Annotated in this window: 18 protein-coding genes; 9 read left to right on the top strand and 9 right to left on the bottom strand. The window is 71.2% G+C overall.

The window, feature by feature from the left end; genetic code table 11:
• Nucleotides 1-96: 96 nt before the first annotated feature.
• Both ACGFRF_RS17435 and ACGFRF_RS17430 read right to left on the bottom strand, forming a co-directional pair.
• Nucleotides 97-2,496 (bottom strand): helix-hairpin-helix domain-containing protein, encoded by a 2,400-nt coding sequence (locus ACGFRF_RS17435; RefSeq protein ID WP_393740685.1) that lies wholly within the window; start codon nucleotides 2,494-2,496, stop codon nucleotides 97-99.
• The gene (locus ACGFRF_RS17430) at nucleotides 2,493-3,476 is read right to left on the bottom strand and encodes an aldo/keto reductase (RefSeq protein ID WP_393740683.1); all 984 of its coding nucleotides are present in this window, start codon (nucleotides 3,474-3,476) and stop codon (nucleotides 2,493-2,495) included. The genes ACGFRF_RS17435 and ACGFRF_RS17430 overlap by 4 nt, the downstream gene beginning before the upstream one ends.
• Before the next feature lie 199 nt (nucleotides 3,477-3,675).
• Between ACGFRF_RS17430 and ACGFRF_RS17425 the strand changes: the two genes are divergently transcribed.
• Both ACGFRF_RS17425 and ACGFRF_RS17420 read left to right on the top strand, forming a co-directional pair.
• Complete coding sequence (locus ACGFRF_RS17425) at nucleotides 3,676-4,731, top strand: LLM class F420-dependent oxidoreductase (RefSeq protein WP_393740681.1); 1,056 nt, start codon at nucleotides 3,676-3,678, stop codon at nucleotides 4,729-4,731.
• A gap of 194 nt (nucleotides 4,732-4,925) precedes the next feature.
• Nucleotides 4,926-5,711, top strand: coding sequence for a ferritin-like domain-containing protein (locus ACGFRF_RS17420; protein ID WP_393740679.1), 786 nt, complete (start codon nucleotides 4,926-4,928; stop codon nucleotides 5,709-5,711).
• A gap of 6 nt (nucleotides 5,712-5,717) precedes the next feature.
• On the opposite strand, the gene corA is transcribed toward ACGFRF_RS17420, so the two are convergent.
• Nucleotides 5,718-6,713 carry a magnesium/cobalt transporter CorA gene (gene corA / locus ACGFRF_RS17415; RefSeq protein ID WP_393740677.1) on the bottom strand — a complete coding sequence of 332 codons (996 nt, stop codon included), beginning with the start codon at nucleotides 6,711-6,713 and terminating at the stop codon, nucleotides 5,718-5,720.
• Nucleotides 6,714-6,775: 62 nt separating this feature from the next.
• On the opposite strand from corA, the gene ACGFRF_RS17410 reads away from it, so the two are divergent.
• The 4 genes from ACGFRF_RS17410 to mshC all read left to right on the top strand — a co-directional run bounded on the left by ACGFRF_RS17410 (nucleotide 6,776) and on the right by mshC (nucleotide 10,277).
• Entirely contained in the window at nucleotides 6,776-7,462 is a 687-nt protein-coding gene (locus ACGFRF_RS17410) for a histidine phosphatase family protein (protein ID WP_393740675.1), read from the top strand.
• Nucleotides 7,463-7,554: 92 nt separating this feature from the next.
• Nucleotides 7,555-8,145 (top strand): DUF3090 domain-containing protein, encoded by a 591-nt coding sequence (locus ACGFRF_RS17405; protein WP_393740673.1) that lies wholly within the window; start codon nucleotides 7,555-7,557, stop codon nucleotides 8,143-8,145.
• Nucleotides 8,109-8,936, top strand: coding sequence for an SCO1664 family protein (locus ACGFRF_RS17400; RefSeq protein WP_393740671.1), 828 nt, complete (start codon nucleotides 8,109-8,111; stop codon nucleotides 8,934-8,936). The genes ACGFRF_RS17405 and ACGFRF_RS17400 overlap by 37 nt, the downstream gene beginning before the upstream one ends.
• Before the next feature lie 111 nt (nucleotides 8,937-9,047).
• Nucleotides 9,048-10,277, top strand: a complete 1,230-nt coding sequence (gene mshC / locus ACGFRF_RS17395) for a cysteine--1-D-myo-inosityl 2-amino-2-deoxy-alpha-D-glucopyranoside ligase (protein WP_393740669.1) — start codon at nucleotides 9,048-9,050, stop codon at nucleotides 10,275-10,277.
• Nucleotides 10,278-10,450: 173 nt separating this feature from the next.
• Here the strand turns inward: mshC and ACGFRF_RS17390 are convergent, their stop codons facing one another.
• From ACGFRF_RS17390 to ACGFRF_RS17365, 6 genes are all read right to left on the bottom strand, one after another.
• Nucleotides 10,451-11,371, bottom strand: a complete 921-nt coding sequence (locus ACGFRF_RS17390) for a PAC2 family protein (protein WP_393740668.1) — start codon at nucleotides 11,369-11,371, stop codon at nucleotides 10,451-10,453.
• Between the two features lie 166 nt (nucleotides 11,372-11,537).
• Nucleotides 11,538-12,209: a FadR/GntR family transcriptional regulator gene (locus ACGFRF_RS17385; RefSeq protein WP_393740666.1), complete on the bottom strand. Its 672-nt coding sequence runs from the start codon at nucleotides 12,207-12,209 to the stop codon at nucleotides 11,538-11,540.
• A 300-nt stretch (nucleotides 12,210-12,509) separates the two neighbouring features.
• Nucleotides 12,510-14,126, bottom strand: a complete 1,617-nt coding sequence (locus ACGFRF_RS17380; protein ID WP_393740664.1) for an FAD-dependent oxidoreductase — start codon at nucleotides 14,124-14,126, stop codon at nucleotides 12,510-12,512.
• A 48-nt stretch (nucleotides 14,127-14,174) separates the two neighbouring features.
• The gene (gene glpK, locus ACGFRF_RS17375; protein WP_393740662.1) at nucleotides 14,175-15,713 is read right to left on the bottom strand and encodes a glycerol kinase GlpK; all 1,539 of its coding nucleotides are present in this window, start codon (nucleotides 15,711-15,713) and stop codon (nucleotides 14,175-14,177) included.
• 72 nt (nucleotides 15,714-15,785) lie between these two features.
• Entirely contained in the window at nucleotides 15,786-16,580 is a 795-nt protein-coding gene (locus tag ACGFRF_RS17370; protein ID WP_393740660.1) for an MIP/aquaporin family protein, read from the bottom strand.
• 346 nt (nucleotides 16,581-16,926) lie between these two features.
• Nucleotides 16,927-17,691, bottom strand: a complete 765-nt coding sequence (locus ACGFRF_RS17365; RefSeq protein ID WP_393740658.1) for an IclR family transcriptional regulator — start codon at nucleotides 17,689-17,691, stop codon at nucleotides 16,927-16,929.
• Nucleotides 17,692-18,019: 328 nt separating this feature from the next.
• Between ACGFRF_RS17365 and metH the strand changes: the two genes are divergently transcribed.
• The 3 genes from metH (at nucleotide 18,020) to ACGFRF_RS17350 (ending at nucleotide 24,471) form a co-directional block, all read left to right on the top strand.
• Nucleotides 18,020-21,535 carry a methionine synthase gene (metH, locus tag ACGFRF_RS17360; RefSeq protein ID WP_393740656.1) on the top strand — a complete coding sequence of 1,172 codons (3,516 nt, stop codon included), beginning with the start codon at nucleotides 18,020-18,022 and terminating at the stop codon, nucleotides 21,533-21,535.
• A gap of 197 nt (nucleotides 21,536-21,732) precedes the next feature.
• A complete protein-coding gene (locus ACGFRF_RS17355) occupies nucleotides 21,733-22,434 on the top strand; it encodes an HAD family hydrolase (protein ID WP_393740654.1) in 702 nt (233 codons plus the stop codon).
• A gap of 432 nt (nucleotides 22,435-22,866) precedes the next feature.
• A complete protein-coding gene (locus tag ACGFRF_RS17350; protein WP_393740652.1) occupies nucleotides 22,867-24,471 on the top strand; it encodes an ABC transporter substrate-binding protein in 1,605 nt (534 codons plus the stop codon).
• The last annotated feature ends 92 nt before the right edge of the window (nucleotides 24,472-24,563 follow it).

Below are 24,563 nucleotides of genomic sequence, written 5' to 3'. Positions count from 1 at the left end.
GGGGTCTGAGGCCGGTGCGGCACCGCCGGACTCCGCCGCCGTGGCCGATGACCGCCGAGGCGGGACAGGAGGGGCGGCGCCGCAGAGGGGACGGCGTCAGCCTGCCGTCGGCACCTGGGGGCGCAGCAGCGTCTGGAGCCGGGTCGTGCGGGGCTTGGCCGGGGTCTCGGCGACCGCCTTCGGCAGGGCCTGTTCCACCCCGTGGACCACGGACAGATGCCGCTCCGCCCGGCCGAACGCCGTGTACACCCAGGGCCTGCTGAGGGCCTGCGCGGCGTCGCCGGGCAGCACCACGACCGCCGCCGGCCAGCGGACGCCCACTGCCTGGTGCGCGGTCAGCGCCCAGCCGTGCCGTACGCGGCCCTCCACCCCCTCCCGCGGTACGACGACGGCAACGCCCGCGCACGTCAGGTGCAGCCCGTCGGCGTCGGCCCGCACCACAGCGCCCGGCACCGAACGGCCCGGCGCGGGGGAGTAGACGATCCGGTCGCCCGGGTCGAAGCCGCCGAAGCGACCGGGGCCGGGATTGAGGCGTTCCTTCAAGGCCGCGTTGAGGGCGCGGGTGCCCGCGGCGCCGCCGTGGCCCGGGGTGATCACCACGGTCTGCTCGGCCGGGACGCCGATCGCCCGCGGAACCGAGTCCGCGACCAGCTGCACCGTCCGGTGCACGGCCTCGCCCGCGTCCCGCACGGGGACGATGACGATCTCCTTGCCCGGCGCGGCCACCTGGTTCAGCTCGCCGACGCCGACACCCGAGACCAGCTCACCGAGCGGACCGGGGTCGGGGACGCGGGAGACGACCTGGGGGCAGGCGCGGGCGGCGAGGAGATCCGCGAAGACCCGGCCGGGTCCGGCCGACCACAGCACCGCGGGATCGCCGCTGAGCACCAGCCGGGCCCCGTCGGGCAGCGATTCCACCAGCGTCGCGGCCCCCTCGACATCGAGCTGGGGGGCGTCCAGGACGATCAGCAGGTCGAGTTCCAGCGCGCCGTCGGTGTCCCGGCCGGGGCCCTCGGCGCCGGACAGCAGACCGGCGACCGTGCCCACGCTCCGCTCCGCCGTCTCCTCGCCCAGCAGCGCCGCGAGGCGGCGGTGGCCGTCGGGCGTGTGGCAGGCGGCGAAGGCCCGCAGCCCCGCGGCGCGGGCCGCACCGAGCAGCGCTGCCGGTTCGGCGCGGGCCGCCTCCCCGCCGGTGTGCAGCACCAGGCCGTGCCCGGCGACCGCGCGGACCAGCTCTCTCGCGCCGCCGAGGACCGCGGAGGCGACCGTCTCCCAGGCCTGCTCGGCGTCCTTGGACAGCGAGTTGACCAGCCGGGCCAGGCCGTCGGCGAGGCTCTCCTCGGCCAGCGCGTACCGCTCCAGGCCGACGAGGACGCGGACCGGTCGCTCCACGTCGCCGTCCTCGGCGTCCTCGGCGTCCTCTTCCCGGGGTGCCGGGGCTCCGGGCTCGTCCAGCGCGTCCTGGAACACCAGGGCCTCGCCCTCGGCGAGGGTGCTCTGCACCGCCGCGTCCGGATCGGGTACGCCCTGCCGGCCCAGTGCCGTGACGAGCGCGGGCAGTTCCAGGGCGGTGTGACCCGCCACGGCGGCCTGCTCCAGCAGCCAGACGGTCATCGCGCGGCCCCGCCGCTCGTCGTCCGGGCCGCAGGCGGCGCCGAGCAGCGCCCGCGCGAAGCCGTCGGCCTGCTCGGGCCGCACCCCGGCGACGCGGAGCAGCCGCCAGGGATCCTCCCTGAGCGCGCTGTCCGCGCCCTCGCCCAGCGCCGCGGCCACCCGCGGGGCCAGCGCGTCGGGTGCGCCGCCCTCGGTCAGCACCTGGCGCACGGCCTCCACGGCCTCCGGGGCGGGCGCGCCGGACACGACGGTGGCGGGGACCGGCTGCGGTCGGCGCGCGGGCTCCGGGGCCGGGCGGCGCGGGGCGGGCGCGGGTTCGGTGAACACCGTGGCCACCGGCTTCTCGCCGCTCTCCACCGCCCGTACCGCGGCGAGCAGGTCGGCCGCCTTGCCGCTGAGCTTGGCGCCGCTCTCGACGGGGCCCTTCCTCTCGGCCTTGCGCCGCTCGATCCGCTCCCGCTCCAGCCGCTGCGCGGCCAGCTCGGCCTCCGCCTCGGACAACTCGGCCACGGCGCCACCGGCATCGGACGAGACGCTTTCGGCGTCCGCCGCACCGGCTGTGCTCTGGGTGCCTGCTGCGTCCTCGGTGCCGTCCGTGCCGTCCACGTTCTCTGCGCCGGCCGTGCTCTCGGTACCGGCTGCGTCCTCGGTGCCGTCGACGCCGTCCGTGCCGTCCGCGTCCCGCTCCCCGGCGTCGCCGTCGGTGCCCCCGGCCCGCTCGGACTCCTCGGCGTCCTCGGCGTCCTCGGTCTCCTCGGCGCCCTCCGCCGTGCCGTCGCCGTCCGCACGGCTCTCCTCGGGCGCGGCTTCCCGCTCCGCGGCCTCCGGGATGTCCGGCGTCCCCGGCCCGGTTTCCTCCGTGGTCTCCGGCTCCGTGCTCACAGCGTGCTCCAGTCGTGATCGGGATAGCGGTGCACGGGCGCCGACACATCGTCCAGCGCCCGGCAGATCTCGTCAGGAAGACTAAGGGCCTCCACTGACAACGCCGCCGTGAGCTGCTGCGCGTTGCGCGCGCCGATGATCGGCGCGGCCACGCCCGGCCGGTCCCGGACCCAGGCGAGGGCCACCTGGAGCGGAGTGACCGCGAGCCCGTCGGCGGCCGTCGTCACCGCGTCCACGATGCGCGTCGCCGTGTCGTCCAGATACGGCTCGACGAACGGCGCCAGGTGCTCGGAGGCGCCGCGCGAGTCCGGGGGAGTGGTGTGCCGGTACTTGCCGGTCAGCACGCCCCGGCCGAGCGGGGAGGAGGGCAGCAGGCCGACCCCCAGGTCGAGCGCGGCGGGCAGCACCTCGCGCTCCACGCCCCGCTGGAGCAGCGAGTACTCCATCTGCGTGCTGGCCAGCCGGGTGCGGGTGCCCGGCGCCGCGAGCTGCCAGGTGGCCGCCTTGGCGAGCTGCCAGCCGCAGAAGTTGGAGACGCCGGCGTACCGGGCCCGGCCGCTGCTGACCGCCAGGTCGAGGGCCTGGAGCGTCTCCTCCAGAGGGGTCTGGGGGTCGTAGGCGTGGATGTGCCACAGGTCGACGTAGTCCGTGCCCAGACGGGCCAGGGAGGCGTCGAGCGCGGTGAGCAGATGGCCGCGGGAGCCGTCGAAGCGGCGATCGGGGTCGGGGACACTGCCCGCCTTGGTGGAGATCACCAGCTCCCGGCGCGGCACCAGCCCCTCCATGAGCTGTCCGAGCAGGTACTCCGCCTCTCCGTCGCCGTACACGTCGGCGGTGTCGACGAGGGTGCCGCCGGCTTCCCAGAACGCCTTCAGCATGTCCGCGGCGTCGTGCTCGTCGGTGTCCCGTCCCCAGGTGAGGGTGCCGAGTCCGATGCGGGACACGCGCAGGCCGGTACGGCCGAGATGCCTCTGCTCCATGACCGCGAGATTACTGGCCAGAACCGGTGCGGTGGGTTGCCTGTGGACAACTCCTCGGGCCTGCCCCGGACGACTGGGCAGCCCTGTTCAGGACGTGTGATCCTGCCCCCTGACCCGGCCGCGCCCTGCCCCCGGCCCGGGCCCCCCGCGCTAAGGTCTGCGCCACAGGGACGTTACTCACGGGTAAGGGGAATCGGCCATGCAGCTCGGGATCAACCTCGGCTACTGGGGTGCCGGAATGGACGGGGACAATCTGGCCGTGGCGCAGGAGGCCGAGCGGCTGGGCTACTCCGTGTGCTGGGCCGCCGAGGCGTACGGCTCCGACGCGGCCACGGTGCTCAGCTGGGTCGCCGCGCAGACCGAGCGCATCGACGTCGGCTCGGCCATCTTCCAGATCCCGGCCCGGCAGCCGGCGATGACCGCGATGACGGCGGCGACGCTGGACTCCCTCTCCGGCGGCCGGTTCCGGCTCGGCCTCGGCGTCTCCGGCCCGCAGGTCTCCGAGGGCTGGTACGGCGTCAAGTTCGACAAGCCGCTGGCGCGCACGCGCGAGTACGTGGAGATCGTCCGCAGGGCGATGACCCGGGAGCGGTTGACGTACGAGGGCGAGCACTGGACGCTGCCGCTGCCGGGCGGCCCGGGCAAGCCGATCAAGCTGACCGTGCACCCGCAGCGCGAGCACATCCCGCTGTACATCGCCGCGATCGGCCCCAAGAACCTGGAGCAGACCGGTGAGATCGCCGACGGCGCGCTGTTGATCTTCCCCGCCGCCGAGCACCTCGAGGACACCACGCTGAAGTACCTGCGCGCGGGCCGGGAGAAGGCGGGCAGGACCCTCGAGGGCTTCGACGTGTGCCCGACCCTGCCGATCGCCCTCGGCGACGACAAGGACGTGGCCCGCCTCGCGGACACCTTCCGCCCCTACACCGCGCTGTACGTCGGCGGCATGGGCAGTGCCAAGCAGAACTTCTACAACCAGCTCGCGCAGCGCATGGGGTACGAGAAGGAGGCCGCCGAGATCCAGCAGAAGTACCTGTCCGGGGACAAGCAGGGCGCCGCGGCCGCGATCCCGCAGGACCTCATCGACAAGACCACGCTGCTGGGCTCCGTCGAGCGCATCGCCGACCGGATGAAGACCTATGCCGCCGCCGGGGTCACCACCCTCAGCCTCGCCCCCGCCGGCTTCACGCTCGACGAGCGGATCGCCTCCCTGCGGGCCGGCAGCGAGGCACTGGAGCGCGCGGGCCTCGCCTAGGGATGTCAGCGGCCGTGGTGGGGGCTCGGGGGTCTTCCCCGCCACGGCCGTCACGGGGAACAACGCGCCCGCCGCCGTGCGGTTACGACCCACACGGTCCTTCCTTCGGCCGAGTCGGCCCACATCCCTGTTGCAGCTCCCCTCTGTCCGCATTTGACTCGTTCTTTGCGGGATCCTGCAGAGAGGTGTCTGCCATGCTGTCGGCCAAGAGTCTGTTCCAGGAGATCCTCGACAACGACGAGTCCTTCCGGCTCTTCTGCTCCATCGCCGCCGGCGGGGAGTCCCAGGGCGGCTGGGAGAACGGACGGATCGCCGCGCTCGTACCGCAGAGCCAACGGGGGCTGGCCCCGAAGATCGCCCGCCACGGCGCCGACGAGGACAAGCACGGCCGTATCTTCGACGCCCTGCTGAGGAAGCGCGGGCTCACCCCCGTCCCCGTCCCGCCCGAGACCGACTACACGATGCTCCTCGAACGGCACGGCATCGGCCTCGCCCACGCCAGGCTCAAGCAGGACGCACCGCTCACCGAGCGGGACATCATCGTCTACCTCGCGCACAGCCGGGTCACCGAACAGCGCGCCTCCGAGCAGATGGAACTGCTCCTCAAGCACTTCGCCGGGCACCCGGAGATCGGCAGGGCCGTCCGCATGGTCTCGAACGACGAGGACAACCACCTCGCCTACACGCACGAGGAACTGCTGCGCTTCGCCGCCGCCGGGCACGGCCGGCTGATCCAGCGCACCCTGCGCGCGTGCGCCCTCGCCGAGATCCGCGTCCACCGGGACGTCAGCCTCGCCGTGATGGCCCGCATGGGCCGCATCCTCGGCTGGCCGAAGGCCAGGTCCGTGCTGCTCGCGGCCGTCATCCACGCCGTGTACGCCTACGAACGCCTCGCCGGCTGGCGCCGCATGGTCACCCTCAGCATGCCCGGGCGCCGCAACGCCCTGGGCAGGCCCGCGACGGCCCCCGAGTACGCCTGAGGCGCCTCACAGCCAGCCGCGCCGTTTGAACAGGCGGTACAGCAGCACCTCGAGAACGGCCATCACGAGGATCACCGCCGGGTACGACCACAACCAGTGCAGTTCGGGCATGTGGTCGAAGTTCATGCCGTAGATGCCCGCGATCATCGTGGGGACCGCGGCCATCGCCGCCCACGCGGAGATCTTCCGCATGTCGTCGTTCTGCCGCACGCTCATCTGCGCCAGGTGGGCCGACAGGATGTCCGACACCAGCCGGTCCAGGCCGTCCACGGATTCGTTCACGCGCATCAGGTGGTCGTTCACGTCCCGGAAGAAAGGCCGCGCCTTGTCGTGCACGAACGGCACCTCGCCGCCGAACTGCCCGGTGCCGGCCAGCCGGGTCATCGGCACGGTCAGCGGCCCGCTGGCCCGGCGGAAGGTCAGCACCTGCCGTTTGAAGGTGTAGATCCGGGACGCGGTGTTGCGCGAGCCGCCGGTCTCCGGCTGGAACACCTCCGCCTCCAGCTCCTCCAGATCGGTCTGCAGCTCCGTCGCCACCTCCAGATAGTGGTCGACGACGGCGTCGGAGACCGCGTACAGCACCGCGGTGGGGCCCTTGTCCAGCATCTCGGGCTCCTCCTCCAGCCGGCGCCGTACGGCGGCGAGCGGCGAGCCCGCCCCGTGGCGGACGGTCACGACGAAGCAGTCCCCGATGAAGATCATGATCTCCCCGGTCGAGACGGTGTCGCTCTCGGGCTCGTACACGACCGGCTTGAGCACCAGGAACAGCGAGTCGTCGTACACCTCCAGCTTGGGCCGCTGATGTGCCTTGAGCGCGTCCTCGACGGCCAGCGGGTGCAGCCCGAACTCCTGGGTGACCAGCTCGAACTCCCGCTCGGACGGCTCGTGCAGGCCGATCCACACGAAGCCGCCCGCCGCCCGCGCCTCGTCGAGCGCGTCGGACAGGTCCTCCGGGCCCTCGGTACGGTGCCCATGTCGGTATATGGCGCAGTCCACGATCACGCAGCGCATTCTCCCTTCGCCCCCGCCACCGCCGCACGGCGGCGAACACCTACCCTTGCCGCATGCCCACGCTGATCCTCGTAAGGCACGGACGTTCCACCGCCAACACCTCGGGCGTGCTCGCCGGCTGGACGCCAGGCGTCACCCTGGACGAGCGCGGTGCCGCGCAGGCCGCCGCGCTGCCCGGCCGGCTCGCGGGCCTGCCGATCGCCGAGGCGGTCGTCAGCCCCCTCGACCGCTGCCAGGAGACCGTACGGCCGCTGCTGCAAGCCCGCCCGGAACTGCGCGCCCACACCGAAGAACGGATCGGGGAGTGCCATTACGGCGACTGGACCGGCCGCAAGCTCGCCGAGCTGAAGGACGAGCCGCTGATGGAGGTCGTGCAGGCCCACCCGTCGGCCGCCGCCTTCCCGGGTGGGGAGTCCATGCGGGCCATGCAGACCCGCGCCGCCGAGGCCGTACGCGAGTGGAACGCGCGCGTGGAGCGCGATCACGGCGCCGACGCCGTCTACCTCATGTGCTCCCACGGTGACATCATCAAGTCCCTCGTCGCCGATGCCCTCGGTCTCCATCTCGACCTGTTCCAGCGGATCTCCGTGGAACCGTGTTCCATCACCGTGATCCGCTACACCCGCCTGAGGCCGTTTCTCGTCCGGCTCGGCGACACCGGGGATCTCGCCTCGCTCGCCCCGCGCGAGGACCGCGGCGAGGGCGACGCACCGGTCGGGGGTGGTGCGGGCGCACCGTGATCGTCGGCCGCAGTAGGGTGAAGCGATCCACACAGTCGTCGTATTCGCATGGCCCGCACCGCTGAAACTCTCGAATCCAATGGAGACAGGACGTGTCCCGTCAGGTGTTCCTCTACGACCAGCCGGACCGCTTCGTGGCCGGCACGGTCGGACTGCCCGGGCGCCGTACCTTCTTCCTCCAGGCCGCCGCAGGCCCCCGGGTGACCAGTGTGGTCCTGGAGAAGACCCAGGTCGCCGCGCTCGCCGAGCGCATGGACGAACTGCTCGACGAGGTCGTACGACGTAGTGGCGGCAGCGCGGCCGTCCCCGCCGTGGCGCCCTCGGAGATCGCCGACACGGCCCCGCTGGAGACCCCCATCGAGGAGGAGTTCCGCGTCGGCACCATGGCCCTCGCCTGGGACGGTGAGGACCAGCGCATGATCGTCGAGGCGCAGGCCCTCGTCGAGCTGGACGCCGACACCGAGGAGGACCTCGCCGAGGCCGAGGAGCGGCTCCTCCAGGACGAGGAGAACGGGCCCCCGATGCTGCGGGTCCGGCTGACCGGCGCGCAGGCCCGGGCCTTCGCCAAGCGCGCCCTCGACGTCGTCAACGCCGGGCGGCCGCCGTGCCCGCTGTGCAGCCTCCCGCTCGATCCGGAAGGACACGTATGTCCGCGCCAGAACGGATACCGCCGCGGAGCGTGACGGCCGCCGACGCGGACCCCGCCGAGCTGCTCGCGCGGGGTGAGCTGACCGTCCGCGGCCGCATCCGCGAGGCGTCCAACGCCGCGCTGTTCTGCACGGTCGCTCTCGACGGCCGGGAAGCCACCTGTGTGTACAAGCCGGTGGCCGGGGAGCGCCCGCTGTGGGACTTCCCCGACGGCACGCTGGCCGGCCGCGAGGTGGCCGCCTACGAGGTCTCCGAGGCCACCGGCTGGGGGCTCGTGCCGCCGACCGTGCTGCGCGACGGGCCGTACGGAGAGGGCATGTGCCAGCTCTGGATCGACGTGAGCCCCGAGGCGGAGCTGCTCGCCCTGGTCGACGGCGAGGAGCCGGAGCCGGGCTGGAAGGCGATCGGCTTCGCCGAGGTCGGTGCGGACCGTACCGCGCTGCTCGTGCACGCCGACGACGAGCGGCTGCGCCGGCTCGCCGTCCTCGACGCGGTGATCAACAACGCCGACCGCAAGGGCGGCCACCTGCTGCCCACCGCCGACGGCCGGCTCTACGGCATCGACCACGGCGTCACCTTCAACGTGGAGAACAAGCTGCGTACGCTGCTGTGGGGATGGGCCGGCGAACCGCTCCCCGCGCAGGCCGTCGGCGTCCTCGAGCAGCTGCGGGAGGCCCTGGGCGGACAACTGGGCGAGCGGCTGGCCCCGCTCATCACGGCGGCCGAGATCGACGCCACGCGCGCGCGTGTCGACGCGCTGCTCACCGCCGGCCGGCACCCGGAGCCGAGCGGGGAGTGGCCGGCCATCCCCTGGCCACCGGTGTGAGGGCACCGTCCGGCGCAAGCACAGATCGGCCCGAGGTTCAAGACCGCCCGACCGGCCATCCGGCCCGATCCCGTTCGTATACGCGGTCGGCCGCCGGTTAGGCTCATGTACATGCATGCCTGGCCCGCTTCCGAGGTCCCCGCCCTGCCTGGTCAGGGCCGCGACCTGAGGATCCACGACACCGCGACCGGCGGCCTCGTCACCCTCGACCCCGGTCCTGTCGCCCGTATCTACGTCTGCGGCATCACGCCGTACGACGCGACCCACATGGGTCACGCGGCGACCTACAACGCGTTCGACCTCGTTCAGCGCGTGTGGCTCGACACCAAGCGGCAGGTCCACTACGTCCAGAACGTCACCGACGTCGACGATCCGCTGCTGGAACGCGCGGACCGGGACGGCGTCGACTGGGTCGCCCTCGCCGAGAAGGAGACGGCCCTCTTCCGCGAGGACATGACCGCCCTGCGGATGCTCCCGCCCCAGCACTACATAGGCGCCGTCGAGGCGATACCCGGCATCGTCCCGCTCGTCGAACGGCTGCGTGAACTCGGCGCCGCCTACGAGCTGGAGGGCGACGTCTACTTCTCCGTCGAGTCCGACCCGCACTTCGGCCAGGTCTCGAACCTCGACGCGGCCGTCATGCGGCTGCTGTCCGCCGAGCGCGGCGGCGACCCGGACCGCCCGGGCAAGAAGAACCCGCTCGACCCGATGCTGTGGATGGCGGCCCGCGAGGGCGAGCCCAGCTGGGACGGCGGCACCCTCGGCCTCGGCCGGCCCGGCTGGCACATCGAGTGCGTGGCCATCGCCCTCGACCACCTCGGCATGGGCTTCGACGTCCAGGGCGGCGGCTCCGACCTGGCGTTCCCGCACCATGAGATGGGCGCCTCGCACGCCCAGGTGCTCACCGGCGAGTTCCCCATGGCCAAGGCGTACGTCCACGCCGGCATGGTCGCCCTGGACGGCGAGAAGATGTCCAAGTCCAAGGGCAACCTGGTCTTCGTCTCGCGGCTGCGCCGCGACGGCGTCGACCCCGCCGCCATCCGGCTGTCCCTGCTGGCCCACCACTACCGCTCCGACTGGGAGTGGACCGACCAGGTCCTCCAGGACGCCACCGACCGCCTCGGCCGCTGGCGCTCGGCCGTCTCCCGCCCCGACGGCCCGTCCGCCGACGCCCTCGTGGAAGAGATCCGCGAGGCCCTCGCGAACGACCTGGACGCCCCCACGGCACTCACCGCGGTGGACCGCTGGGCGGCCCGGCAGGAAGCAGAAGGCGGCACGGACACCGGCGCACCGGGCCTGGTGACCCGGGCGGTGGACGCACTGCTGGGGGTTGCCCTCTAAGCACCCCGAGCGGGAGCGCCCCTGAAGGGGCGCCGGGAACGGCGCGAGAAACCACAGCGCACCCGCACACGCTCGACGCGCCACCGGGGCACCCCGTGATGCGTCGCCCACACAGAAGGGGCGCTTCCCGACCTGGGGAACCGCCCCTTCTCCGTACCCGCAGCCTCCGGGCTTCAGTCCTCGGAGCTGTCGTCGTCCTCCTCCTTGGACCCACCCCCGGCGGCCGGAGGCTTCTGTTTGCCGCCCGGAGGGCCCACGTCCCGGCGCCGCAGATACCGCTCGAACTCGCGGGCGATCGCCTCGCCCGAGGCCTCCGGCAGCTCGGCGGTGTCCCGGGCCTCCTCCAGCGTCTGGACGTACTCGGCGACCTCGCTGTCCTCGGCGGCCAGCTGGTCCACGCCCACCTGCCAGGCGCGCGCGTCCTCGGGCAGCTCGCCCTGCGGGATGCGCAGGTCCAGCAGGTCCTCCAGGCGGTTGAGCAGGGCCAGGGTGGCCTTCGGGTTGGGCGGCTGGGAGACGTAGTGCGGGACGGCCGCCCACAGCGACACGGCCGGGACACCGGCGTGTGCGCACGCCTCCTGCAGGACGCCGACGATGCCCGTCGGGCCCTCGTACTTGGTCTCCTCCAGGTCCATGCGCTGGGCCAGGTCCGGGTCGGACGTGACCCCGCTGACCGGCACCGGACGCGTGTGCGGGGTGTCACCGAGCAGAGCGCCCAGGATGACCACCAGCTCCACCCCCAACTCGTGCGCGAAGCCGAGCAGCTCGTTGCAGAACGAGCGCCAGCGCATGGACGGTTCGATCCCGCGGACCAGCACCAGGTCGCGTGGCTTCTCGCCGCCGACGCGGACCACCGACAGCCGGGTCGTCGGCCAAGTGATCTTGCGCACACCGCCGTCCATGAACACCGTGGGGCGGTTCACCTGGAAGTCGTAGTAGTCCTCGGCGTCCAGCGCCGCGAACACTTCGCCCTTGAACTCGCGTTCCAGATGCGCCACCGCCGTGGAGGCGGCGTCGCCGGCATCGTTCCAGCCCTCGAACGCGGCCACCATGACTGGGTCGATCAGCTCGGGAACCCCCTCCAGCTCGATCACCCAGTGCCTCCTTCCGACGTGCCCTCGCTTGACCCACCAACCTTACGGCGTCCGGCGGGGGCGCCCGCAGCCCCCTTGCGCGGGGCAGTGAACGGATCACTGCCCCGTTCGCCACCGTGGAACACCCCCGGTCAGGCGGGAGCCCCCACCGCTCGGCACAGACCCTTCACAGGGTGCTGCGCAGCCACTGCTCCACGCTCGCGATGTGCACCGTCGCCCAGGACCGCGCCGCCTCCGCGTCCCGGTCGCGCAGCGCGCCCAGGATCGCCCGGTGCTCGCGCAGGGTCCGGCCGACCGCGTCCTCCTGGGTGAGCCCGCGCCAGATCCGGGCCCGCGTCGTGGGCCCCGACAGGCCGTCCAGCAGCGAGCACAGCACCGCGTTGCCGGAACTGCGCACGATGCCCCGGTGGAACTCCAGGTCGGCGGCGACCAGTTCCTCCACCGAGGGATCGGTGCCGAGCGCGTCCAACTGGGCCGACAGCGCGTCCAGTTGCCGCTCCTCGATCCGTGGGGCCGCCAGCGCGGTCGCGGCCGGCTCCAGGATGCGGCGCACCGCCAGGAACTCCAGCACCGTGTCGTCACGGTGGAAGTCCACGACGAAGCTCATCGCCTCCAGCAGCAGTTGTGGATCGAGGCTGGTCACGTACGTGCCGTCGCCCTGGCGCACGTCCAGGATCCGGATCAGCGACAGCGCCCGTACGGCCTCCCGCAGGGAGTTGCGGGACAGACCCAGCTCGGCTGCCAGCTCACTCTCCTTCGGCAGCCGGTCACCGGGCCGCAGCGCACCGGAGACGATCATGTCCTTGATCTTCTCGATCGCCTCGTCGGTGACTGCCATGACCGGCCTCCCTGTCGCCCAGACATCGGATGTCTCAGCACATTATGCGGGCACGGTCCGGGGCTGTTCGGGTGAGCGCGGACGCGCCCCCATCGCCCTCCCGGTCCGCGCCGGCGCCTCACGGTCCTCGTGGGGCCGGGCGCTCGGTCGCCGGGCCCGCACGGCGGGCGGGGCGCGCAGGCGAAAGGGGCGGCTCCGTCGGCGCGGAGCCGCCCCTTTCGGTTTCCGGCCCCGGTGCGGCGGGACCGGTCCGCGGCGGTCACCGGCCCTGGTCAGGGAAAGGGGCCGGGGGCCGTGGCCCTATTTCTTGTCGAGCAGGTCCTGGACCTTGGCGCGGACCTCGTCCGTGGCCAGGCCGCGGATGGTCAGCGTCGTCCGGCGGCGCAGCACGTCGTCCGCCGTCTCGGCCCACTCGTGGTCGCGGGCCCAGACGACCTGCGCCCAGATCTCCGGGGCGTCCGGGTGGACGCGCTCGGCCAGGTCCGGGTGCTCGTTGGCCAGGCGGGCGATGTCGAAGGCCAGGGAGCCGTAGTGGGTGGCCAGGTGCTTGGCGGTGTCGGCCGCCATGCGCGGACCCGGTGCCGGGTGGTCCACCAGGAGGCGGTGCGCGACCGCACGCGGGTTGGCGACACCGGGCAGCGGCAGCTTCTTCGGCAGCGAGGAGATCGGCTCGAAGTCGTCACCGAGCGGGTGGCCCGGCAGCTCCTCCAGCTTCTGCATCACCGTACGGCCGATGTGCCGGAAGGTGGTCCACTTGCCGCCCGCGACGGACAGCATGCCGCCCTTGCCCTCGGTGACGACGGTCTCGCGCTTGGCCTTGGCGGTGTCGCCGGGGCCGCCCGGCAGCACGCGCAGGCCGGCGAAGGCGTAGGTGATCAGGTCGCGCTGGAGCTGCTGGTCCCGGACGGAGAACGCGGCCTCGTCCAGGATCTGGGCTATGTCCTTCTCGTTGACGGACACGTCCGCCGGGTCGCCCTCGTACTCCTCGTCGGTGGTGCCGAGCAGCAGCATGTCCTCCCAGGGGAGGGCGAAGGTGATGCGGTACTTGTCGATGGGGGTCGCCAGTGCGGCCTTCCAGGGGGAGGTGCGCTTCAAAACCAGGTGCGCGCCCTTGGACAGGCGGATGGACGGCGCCGCGTTCGGGTCCTCCATCCGGCGCAGGTGGTCGACCCAGGGGCCGGTCGCGTTCAGCACCAGGCGGGCGTTGACCCCGAACTCCTCGCCGGAGACCCCGTCCTTGAGGTCGGCGCCGGTGACCCGGCCGTTGGTGAAGCGCAGGCCGGTGACCGCGGCGTGGTTGAGGACGACCGCGCCCGCCTCGACGGCCGCGCGGACCGTCATCAGCGCCATCCGGGCGTCGTTCATCTGGTCGTCGCCGTACACGGCCACGGCCTTGAGGTTCTCGGTGCGCAGCTCGGGCACGTCCTGCGCCGCCTTGGCGGGGGAGAGCAGGTGGCCGACGCCGTCACCGAACGCGGAGAGCGCGGAGTAGGCGAAGACGCCCGCGCCGAGCTTCGCCGCGCCGTGCGGCCCGCCCTTGTACACGGGGAGGTAGAAGGTGAGCGGGTTCGACAGGTGGGGGGCCACCTGGCGGGAGACCGCACGGCGCTCGAAGTGGTTCTCCGCCACCAGCTTCACCGCGCCGGTCTGCAGGTAGCGCAGACCGCCGTGGAGCAGCTTGGAGGAGGCGGAGGAGGTGGCGCCGGCGAAGTCGCCGGCGTCGACCAGCGCCACCCTGAGCCCGGACTGCGCGGCGTGCCAGGCGGTGGAGATGCCCAGGATGCCGCCGCCGATCACAAGAAGGTCGTACGACGCCTTGGCGAGCTGCTCCCTGGTCTCGGCCCGGCTCGGGTTGGAGCCGGAGGCCGGGTGCGTCCCCAGGGCAGGCACGGACTGCAGGGTGGACTGACTGGTCATGTCGGGTACTTACTCCTCGTCAGAGATGTCTGAGCCGTCTTGGGCCGCTCAGCTCTCGTCCTCGATCCAGCCCATGGTCCGCTCGACGGCCTTGAGCCAGTTCTTGTACTCACGGTCGCGGATGTCCGCGTCCATCTGGGGGGTCCACTCGGCGGCCCGGCGCCAGTTGGCGCGCAGTTCGTCGGTGCTGGACCAGAAGCCGACGGCGAGGCCGGCGGCGTAGGCGGCGCCGAGGCAGGTGGTCTCGGCGACCATCGGGCGCACCACCGGTGCGTCCAGAACGTCGGCGAGGGTCTGCATCAGCAGGTTGTTGGAGGTCATGCCACCGTCGACCTTCAGGGCCACCAGCTCGTCGCCGGAGTCCTTGACCATGGCGTCGGCGATCTCCCGCGTCTGCCACGCGGTGGCCTCCAGGACGGCGCGCGCGAGGTGCGCCTTGGTCACGTACCGGGTCAGGCCGGCGATCACACCGCGGGCGTCGGAGCGCCAGTGCGGGGCGAACAGACCGGAGAAGGCCGGTACGAAGTAGGCGCCGCCGTTGTCCTCGACCGAGAGCGCGAGCGTCTCGATCTCGGCGGCGGTGGAGATCAGGCCCATCTGGTCGCGCATCCACTGCACCAGCGAGCCGGTGACGGCGATCGAGCCCTCCAGGGCGTACACCGTCGGCTGGTCGCCGATCTTGTAGCCGACGGTGGTCAGCAGACCGGCGTAGGAGTTGATGATCTTGGAGCCGGTGTTCATCACCATGAAGGTGCCGGTGCCGTAGGTCGACTTGGTCTCGCCCTCGGAGAAACAGGTCTGGCCGAACAGGGCCGCCTGCTGGTCACCGAGCGCGGAGGCGACCGGGATACCGCCGAGCAGGTCGCCGAGCTTGCCGCCGGTGACCTCGCCGTAGACCTCGGCGGACGACCGGATCTCGGGCAGGATCTGCAGCGGCACGCCGATCGACTCGGCGATCTTCTCGTCCCACTGCATCGTGTGCAGGTTCATGAGGAGGGTGCGGGAGGCGTTGGTGACGTCGGTGACGTGCTTGCCGCCGTTGACACCGCCGGTCAGGTTCCAGATGACCCAGCTGTCCATGGTGCCGAAGAGGATGTCCCCGGCCTCGGCGCGCTCCTGCAGGCCGTCGACGTTGTCGAGCAGCCAGCGGGCCTTGGGCCCGGCGAAGTAGGAGGCCAGCGGGAGGCCGGTCTCGCGGCGGAAGCGGTCCTGGCCGACGTTGCGGCCCAGCTCCCGGCAGAGGGCGTCGGTGCGGGTGTCCTGCCAGACGATGGCGTTGTGGACGGGCTCACCGGTGTTCTTGTCCCACAGCACGGTGGTCTCGCGCTGGTTGGTGATGCCGATGGCCTTGATGTCGTCGCGGGTGATGCCGGCCTTCGCGATGGCTCCGGCGACGACCTCCTGGACGTTGGTCCAGATCTCGTTGGCGTTGTGCTCGACCCAGCCCGGCTTGGGGAAGATCTGCTCGTGCTCCTTCTGGTCGACGGAGACGATCCGGCCGTCCCGGTCGAAGACGATGCAGCGCGAGGAGGTCGTGCCCTGATCGATGGCGGCGATGAACGGGCCTGCGGTGTGGGCGTCGGTCACTGTGTGCTCCTGAAAGATCCGTGGTGATGGGGCTTTACGTACGGCGCGTGCGCGAAGTCTCGGTGCTCGTTCCTAAGCGAATGCGACGTTGTAGATGCCTGCGGCGATCGCGCCGCCGATCAGCGGACCGACCACCGGGATCCAGGCGTAGCTCCAGTCGGAACCGCCCTTGTTGGGCAGGGGCAGCAGGGCGTGCACGATGCGCGGGCCCAGGTCACGGGCCGGGTTGATCGCGTAGCCCGTCGGGCCGCCCAGCGAGAGACCGATCGACACCACCACGAGCGCGGTGATCAGACCGCCGAGGATGCCGAGGCCGTTGCCCTTGTCGTTCAGGCCCTGCGTGAGGACCGCGAGGATCAGCACGACCGTGCCGATGATCTCCGTGGCCAGGTTCTGCGCCACGTTCCGGATCTCCGGACCGGTGGAGAAGATGCCGAGGACCGGGCCGGCGCCCGCCTCCTCGGCCTCGACGGCCTTGGCCGTGGTGGCCTGCGCCCCCGGACCGCCGACGATCTCCTTGTCGGTCAGGTGCGCGTAGAACTGGCCGTAGTAGGTCACCCACACCAGAGCCGCGCCGATCATCGCGCCGAGCAGCTGGCCGGCGAAGTAGGTCGGAACGTTGCTCCAGGCGTCGTCCTTGATGGCCAGGGCGACGGTGACGGCCGGGTTGAGGTGGGCACCGGAGAGCGGTCCGGAGATGTAGACGGCCGTCATGACGGCGAAGCCCCACCCGAAGGCGATGGCGAGCCAACCGGCGTTACGGGCCTTGGAGGCCTTGAGCGTCACGGCGGCGCAGACGCCGCCGCCGAGCAGGATGAGTATGGCGGTACCGATGGTCTCGCCGATGAAGATGTCGGAGCTGGACACCCGCGACTCCTTTGTCCTTCGTCCAGGGGTAGCCGAACCCCGGGTCCCTCCGGGGGTCTGGCGCCCTCGGGGGTGAGAGCGATGAGCTGGCCCTTGGCGTTGTCACACTCTAGCGCGTATTGCCGGTAGGTGTTCGACAATGCCGACCGATGGACGGGAGTCTTGTTCGGCGTTACGCGTGCGTCAAGAGTTCTGTTATCGAAAACAGGATCGTTATTGATCGCCGACGGTTATCGCTCTTCGTGCGCTGACGCGCCTGTTCGCCTTATACGTCCGTTTCAGGGTATGGCGAGAACCGGGACGCCGCCCGGCGTCCCGGTCATTGCCCGCAAGGAGCGCGCTGCGCTCAGAAACGGCCCGCGCCCAGGTCCCTGGACACGGCACGGGCGCAGTCGCGCACCGCGGCGATCAGTTCGGGGCGCAGCTCGCCCTCCCGGCACAGCCGTTCCACCGCGCCGGTGATGCCGACCGCGCCCACGGGCATCCGGCGCCGGTCGTGGATGGGCGCGGCGACCGACGCCACCCCCTCCCAGGTCTCCTCCACGTCGGCGGCGTACCCACGCGCGCGTGTGACGTCCAGGAGGTGCTCGAAGTCCCCCGGATCGCACACCGTGCGGTCCGTGAAGGGCTTCCGGTCGGCCTCCAGCGCCTCGCTGTGCGCCACCGGGTCGTAGGCGGAGAGCACCTTGCCGAGCGCGGTGGAGTGCAGCGGCTGCATGGCCCCGATCTCCAGCACCTGCCGGCTGTCGTCCGGCCGGAAGACGTGGTGCACGATCAGTACGCCCTGCTGGTGCAGCACGCCCAGGTACACGCTCTCGCCGCTGGACCGGGCCAGGTCGTCGGTCCACACCAGGGCCCGCGCCCGCAGCTCGTGCACGTCGAGGTAGGTGGTGCCGAGGCGCAGCAGCTCCGCGCCCAGCTGGTAGCGCCCGGAGGTGTCGTCCTGTTCCACGAACCCCTCCTGCTGGAGGGTGCGCAGGATGCCGTGGGCGGTGCCCTTGGCGAGGCCCAGTGACGAGGCGATGTCCGACAGGCCGAGCCGTCGCTCGCCGCCCGCGAGCAGCCGCAGCATCGCCGCCGCCCGTTCGAGCGACTGGATGTTCCGTGCCATCGCCGTACTGCCTCCGTCCCCTTCGACTCCCGACGAACGCCGGTCGACGCGGTCCACCGGTGTCGAGCAGTCGTACACCGGCGCACGTTCCTTAACCGCCGTTCGGCAATGTCGAACACTACCGGTCCATGTCGACCTCTCGCTAATGGTCGGTCGACACCTGTTACATCTCACGCGGCCCGAGCGAGACGCGAGAGCCACCCGAGTCCGCCTCGTGGACGCCGCTGCCCATCCAAGCCGACTCCCGGTTACTCTGACGCCGTGCGGTATCCCCGCCCGCCGGGGACACCGCATAGCCGACAGCCGTCGCACTCCAGGGAGCCCCTTCATGGCCTCGTCGCCAACGTCCCCGTCCGCCGACAGCCGCACCCGCGCGTCCGCGCTCCGAGAGGCGCTCGCCACCCGCGTGGTGGTCGCCGACGGAGCCATGGGCACCATGCTCCAGGCCCAGGAGCCGACGCTCGACGACTTCCAGCAGCTCGAGGGCTGCAACGAGATCCTCAACCTCACCCGGCCCGACATCGTCCGCTCCGTCCACGAGGCGTACTACTCCGTGGGCGTCGACTGCGTCGAGACCAACACCTTCGGGGCGAACCACTCCGCGCTCGGCGAGTACGACATCCCCGAGCGCGTGTACGAGCTGTCCGAGGCCGGCGCCCGGGTGGCCCGCGAGGTCGCCGACGAGTTCACCGCCAAGGACGGCCGTCCCCGCTGGGTCCTCGGATCCATGGGCCCCGGCACCAAGCTGCCCACCCTCGGCCACGCCCCCTACACCACCCTGCGCGACGCCTACCAGCGCAACGCCGAGGGTCTGGTCGCCGGTGGCGCCGACGCGCTGCTCGTGGAGACCACCCAGGACCTGCTGCAGACCAAGGCCGCCGTCCTCGGCGCCCGCCGCGGCCTCGAGGCCCTCGGTCTGGACCTCCCGGTGATCGTGTCGGTGACGGTCGAGACCACCGGCACCATGCTGCTGGGCTCCGAGATCGGCGCCGCCCTCACCGCGCTCGAGCCGCTCGGCATCGACATGATCGGCCTGAACTGCGCCACCGGCCCGGCCGAGATGAGCGAGCACCTGCGCTACCTCGCCCGCAACGCCCGCGTCCCGCTGTCCTGCATGCCCAACGCGGGCCTGCCGGTCCTCGGCAAGGACGGCGCCCACTACCCGCTGAGCGCGCCGGAGCTGGCCGACGCCCAGGAGACCTTCGTCCGCGAGTACGGCCTCTCGCTCGTCGGCGGGTGCTGCGGCACCACCCCGGAGCACCTGCGCCAGGTCGTGGAGCGCGTCCAGGGCCTCACCCCGACCGAGCGCGACCCGCGCCCCGAGCCCGGCGCGGCCTCCCTCTACCAGTCGGTCCCCTTCCGGCAGGACACCTCCTACCTGGCCATCGGCGAGCGCACCAACGCCAACGGCTCCAAGAAGTTCCGCGAGGCCATGCTGGAGGGCCGCTGGGACGACTGCGTGGAGATGGCGCGGGAGCAGATCCGCGAGGGCGCGCACATGCTCGACCTGTGCGTGGACTACGTCGGCCGCGACGGCGTGGCGGACATGGAGGAACTGGCCGGCCGCTTCGCCACCGCCTCCACGCTGCCGATCGTCCTGGACTCCACCGAGGTCGACGTCATCCGCGCGGGCCTGGAGAAGCTCGGCGGCCGCGCGGTGATCAACTCGGTGAACTACGAGGACGGCGACGGGCCGGACTCCCGGTTCGCCAAGGTCACCAAGCTGGCCAGGGAGCACGGCGCTGCCCTGATCGCGCTGACCATCGACGAGGAGGGCCAGGCCCGCACGCCGGAGAAGAAGGTCGAGATCGCCGAACGGCTGATCGACGACCTGACCGGGAACTGGGGCATCCGTGAGGAGGACATCCTCATCGACACCCTGACCTTCACCATCTGCACCGGCCAGGAGGAGTCCCGCAAGGACGGCATCGCCACCATCGAGGCGATCCGCGAGCTGAAGCGGCGCCACCCGGACGTGCAGACCACGCTGGGCCTGTCGAACATCTCCTTCGGCCTCAACCCGGCCGCCCGCATCCTGCTGAACTCCGTCTTCCTCGACGAGTGCGTCAAGGCGGGCCTGGACTCGGCGATCGTGCATGCTTCGAAGATCCTGCCGATCGCCCGGTTCAGCGAGGAAGAGGTCCAGACCGCCCTCGACCTGATCCACGACCGCCGCACCGAGGGCTACGACCCGCTGCAGAAGCTCATGCAGCTCTTCGAGGGCGCCACGGCGAAGTCCCTGAAGGCCGGCAAGGCCGAGGAGCTGGCCGCGCTGCCGCTGGAGGAGCGCCTCAAGCGCCGGATCATCGACGGCGAGCGCAACGGCCTGGAGGCCGACCTGGACGCGGCCCTCCAGGACCGGCCCGCCCTGGAGATCGTCAACGAGACCCTCCTGGACGGCATGAAGGTCGTCGGCGAGCTGTTCGGCTCCGGCCAGATGCAGCTGCCGTTCGTCCTCCAGTCCGCCGAGGTCATGAAGGCCGCCGTGGCCTACCTCGAGCCGCACATGGAGAAGTCGGACGCCGAGGGCAAGGGCACGATCGTGCTGGCCACCGTGCGCGGCGACGTGCACGACATCGGCAAGAACCTGGTCGACATCATCCTGTCCAACAACGGCTACAACGTCGTCAACCTCGGCATCAAGCAGCCGGTCTCCGCGATCCTGGAGGCGGCCGAGGAGCACCGGGCCGACGTCATCGGCATGTCGGGGCTGCTGGTGAAGTCCACGGTGATCATGAAGGAGAACCTGGAGGAGCTGAACCAGCGCGGCCTCGGCGCCCGCTTCCCGGTCATCCTCGGCGGCGCCGCCCTGACCCGGGCCTACGTCGAGCAGGACCTGCACGAGATCTACGAGGGCGAGGTCCGCTACGCCCGTGACGCCTTCGAGGGCCTGCGCCTGATGGACGCCCTCATCGGCGTCAAGCGCGGTGTGCCGGGCGCGAAGCTGCCCGAGCTGAAGCAGCGCCGGGTCCGGGCGACCGCCGCCGTCGAGGTCGAGGAGCGCCCGCAGGAGGGCCACGTCCGCTCCGACGTCGCCACCGACAACCCGGTCCCGGCCCCGCCCTTCTGGGGCACCCGCGTCGTCAAGGGCATCCAGCTGAAGGAGTACGCGAGCTGGCTGGACGAGGGCGCGCTGTTCAAGGGCCAGTGGGGGCTCAAGCAGGCCCGCACCGGTGAGGGGCCGACCTACGAGGAGCTGGTCGAGACCGAGGGCCGTCCCCGGCTGCGCGGACTGCTCGACCGGCTCCAGACCGAGAACCTGCTCGAAGCGGCCGTCGTCTACGGCTACTTCCCCTGTGTGTCCAAGGACGACGACCTGATCGTCCTGGACGAGCAGGGCAACGAGCGCACCCGCTTCACCTTCCCGCGCCAGCGCCGCGGCCGGCGCCTGTGCCTGGCCGACTTCTTCCGCCCGGAGGAGTCGGGGGAGACGGACGTGGTCGGCTTCCAGGTCGTCACCGTCGGCTCGCGCATCGGCGAGCGGACCGCCGAGCTCTTCGAGGCCAACGCCTACCGCGACTACCTCGAACTGCACGGTTTGTCCGTCCAGTTGGCCGAGGCGCTCGCCGAGTACTGGCACGCCCGGGTCCGCGCCGAACTCGGTTTCGCCGGCGAGGACCCGGCGGACATCGAGGACATGTTCTCCCTCAAGTACCGGGGTGCCCGCTTCTCCCTCGGCTACGGCGCCTGCCCCGACCTGGAGGACCGCGCCAAGATCGCCGAGCTGCTCAAGCCGGAGCGGATCGGCGTCCACCTGTCGGAGGAGTTCCAGCTGCACCCCGAGCAGTCCACGGACGCCATCGTGATCCACCACCCGGAGGCGAAGTACTTCAACGCCCGGTGACCCCGGTCACCGCCGGGACGTTCCCGGACGTGCCGAAAAGCCCCCTGGCCTGCGCCGGGGGGTCTTTCAGGGGTACCCATGCGGCCGAGTGATAAACGAGGCGCTTCGGACGCCGGAGTCGTACACTGGTCGGTCCACTGCAGGCCGGTTCCCCGCGCGGGAACCGGCCTGGTCGTCCCACAAGGAGGTGTGCCCGGATGACCAGTACGGTCCCCGCGCTCGGAACCCGTACGGCCGAAGGCTCCGCTCTGCAGGCGGTGCTCCTCGACATGGACGGCACCCTGGTGGACACCGAGGGCTTCTGGTGGGACGTCGAGGTGGAGATCTTCGCCCGCCTCGGCCACACCCTGGACGACTCCTGGCGGCACGTCGTGGTCGGCGGCCCCATGACCCGCAGCGCCGGCTTCCTCCTCGAGGTCACCGGCGCCGACATCACGCTCGCCGAACTGTCGGTGCTGCTCAACGACGGCTTCGAGAAACGCATCGGCCATGCCCTGCCGCTGATGCCCGGTGCCGCCCGGCTGCTCGCCGAACTCCACGAGCACGCCATCCCCACCGCCCTGGTCTCCGCCTCCCACCGGCGCATCATCGACCGCGTGCTGACCGTGCTGGGCCCGCAGCACTTCGACCTGTCCGTCGCCGGCGACGAGGTCTCGCGCACCAAGCCCTTCCCGGACCCGTATCTGCTCGCCGCCGCCAAGCTGGGTGCGGATCCGGCCAGATGTGCCGTCGTCGAGGACACCGCGACCGGTGTCGCCGCCGCCGAGGCCGCGGGCTGCCGGGTGGTAGCCGTACCCTCCATCGCCCCCATCACCCCGGCCGAGGGGCGCACCGTGGTCACCTCCCTGGAAGAGGTCGACCTGGCATTTCTGCGCGGTCTGATGACGGAAATGCGCTAGCCGTTCACCCAGCGTACAAAGTCCATTGGCCACGCTGGACAAATTTCCGGGGAAGTACACCCGAGTGGAATTCCGAGCCGGTCATCCGGCTGGAATTCCACTGACTCGCCGCACAGTTGGAGTGTGACGTTCCCCACTCCCATGGGGCTCGACAACGTTGGCAAGCTGTGCTGGACGGCCCTCATCGCCCGCGATCGCCGGGTCCATGTGTCCCGATTGATGGGAAGCTGCACTAATCCTGCAGCTGTCGGGTTTTCGGTGTGTCCGCGGCTGGTTCCACTGCGTGATGGACGGTCAACTCACGCGGCTGCGAACCCTCCTGCGAGCGCGGACTAATCTCATCGCGAGAACATCGCCGCAACCCCCGTGATCCGCCGCACCACCCATGCATGCCGGGTACACGGACTCGAACAGCTCTGGAGAAACTCCCGCATGAACCGCAAGACTTTGGTGCTGCCGGCGGTGGCCGGCCTGCTCACCCCGGTTCTCGCCGCGTGCGGCGGATCCGACAGCGGGAGCAAGAGCGGTGACGCCATCGTCGTCGGTACCACGGACCAGTTCACGGCCACCAAGGAAGCCCCGGCGCCCTTCGATCCGGCCTACACCTACGACACCAACGTCTGGAACCTCCTGCGCCCGACGGTGCAGACCCTGATGGTCGTCCCCAGGGGTGAGGGCGCCCCGGTGCCGGAGGCCGCGGAGAGCTGCGGTTTCACCGACAGCGGCAGCGAGCGCTACGCCTGCAAGCTGCGGGAGGGCCTGCAGTTCGCCAACGGCGACAAGGTGACGGCCGCGGACGTCAAGTACTCCATCGAGCGAGCCCTGCGCATCAAGTCCGACACGGGTGTCGCCTCGCTGCTGAACACCATCGACACCATCGAGACGCAGGGCGACCGTGAGGTCGTCTTTCATCTCAAGACGGCCGACGCCACCTTCCCTTACAAGCTGACCACCCCGGTCGCGGGCATCCTCGACCCCGAGAGCTACGCCAAGGACAAGCTGCGCGAGGGCTTCGAAGTCGACGGTTCCGGTCCGTACACCTTCAAGGCCGACGTCGATGACAACAGGCTCGTCAGCATCACCTTCACCAAGAACCCCCATTACCAGGGCAGTCTGACGGTGAAGAACGACAAGGTCGAGATGCGTACCTTCGCCGACGCCGACGCCATGGGCGCCGCGATCGACAAGGGCGACATCGACGTGATGACCCGCACCATGTCGCCCGCGCAGATCGAGAAGCTCGACGCCGGCACCGACGAGAACGTCGACCTGGTCGACATGCCGGGCCTGGAAATCCGCTACCTGGCCTTCAACACCAGCGCGCCCAGTGTGAAGTCCAAGGCCGTGCGCCAGGCCATGGCCCAGCTCATCAACCGCGGCGAACTGGTCTCCAAGGTCTACGGCACCCAGGCCGAGCCGCTGTACTCGCTGGTCCCGGCGACCGTCACCGGCCACTCCAACTCGTTCTTCAACAAGTACGGCAACCCCAGCGTCGACAAGGCCAAGTCGCTGCTCACCAAGGCCGGCGTCACCACTCCGGTGAAGCTGACCCTGCACTACACCACCGACCACTACGGCTCGGCCACCAAGCAGGAGTTCGAAATCCTGCGGAAGCAGCTCAACGACAGCGGTCTGTTCGACGTCTCCATCCAGGGCCACCCCTGGTCGACATTCCGGCCTGCCGAGCAGAAGGGCGAGTACGACGCCTTCGGCATGGGCTGGTTCCCCGACTTCCCGGACGCCGACAACTTCCTCGCGCCCTTCCTCGACAAGGACAACACTCTCGGCTCGCCGTACAACAACAGCACGATCCGGCGTACGCTGATCCCGCAGTCGCGCCGCGAGGCCGATCGGCTCGGCGCGTCCGACAGCCTGACCGAGATCCAGGACATCGTGGCGGACGACGTGCCGATGCTGCCGCTGTGGCAGGGCAAGCAGTACGTCGCGGCACGGGGGGACATCACGGGCGTGGCCTACGCCATCAACTCGTCCTCGGTGCTGCAGCTGTGGGAGCTGGGCCGCGGTGTGAGCGGCTGACGGCTCCTCGAACCCGGGGCCGAGCACGATGCGGCCCCGGGCCCGGGACCCGAGAACACCGGACCCGGACTCACGAACCGAACGACAAGGCA

It is taken from the genome of Streptomyces sp. NPDC048521 (assembly GCF_043199855.1).
Lineage (GTDB): Bacteria > Actinomycetota > Actinomycetes > Streptomycetales > Streptomycetaceae > Streptomyces.
Note: the sequence above shows the minus strand (reverse complement) of the source record. Positions and strands in the feature narration are given on the sequence as shown.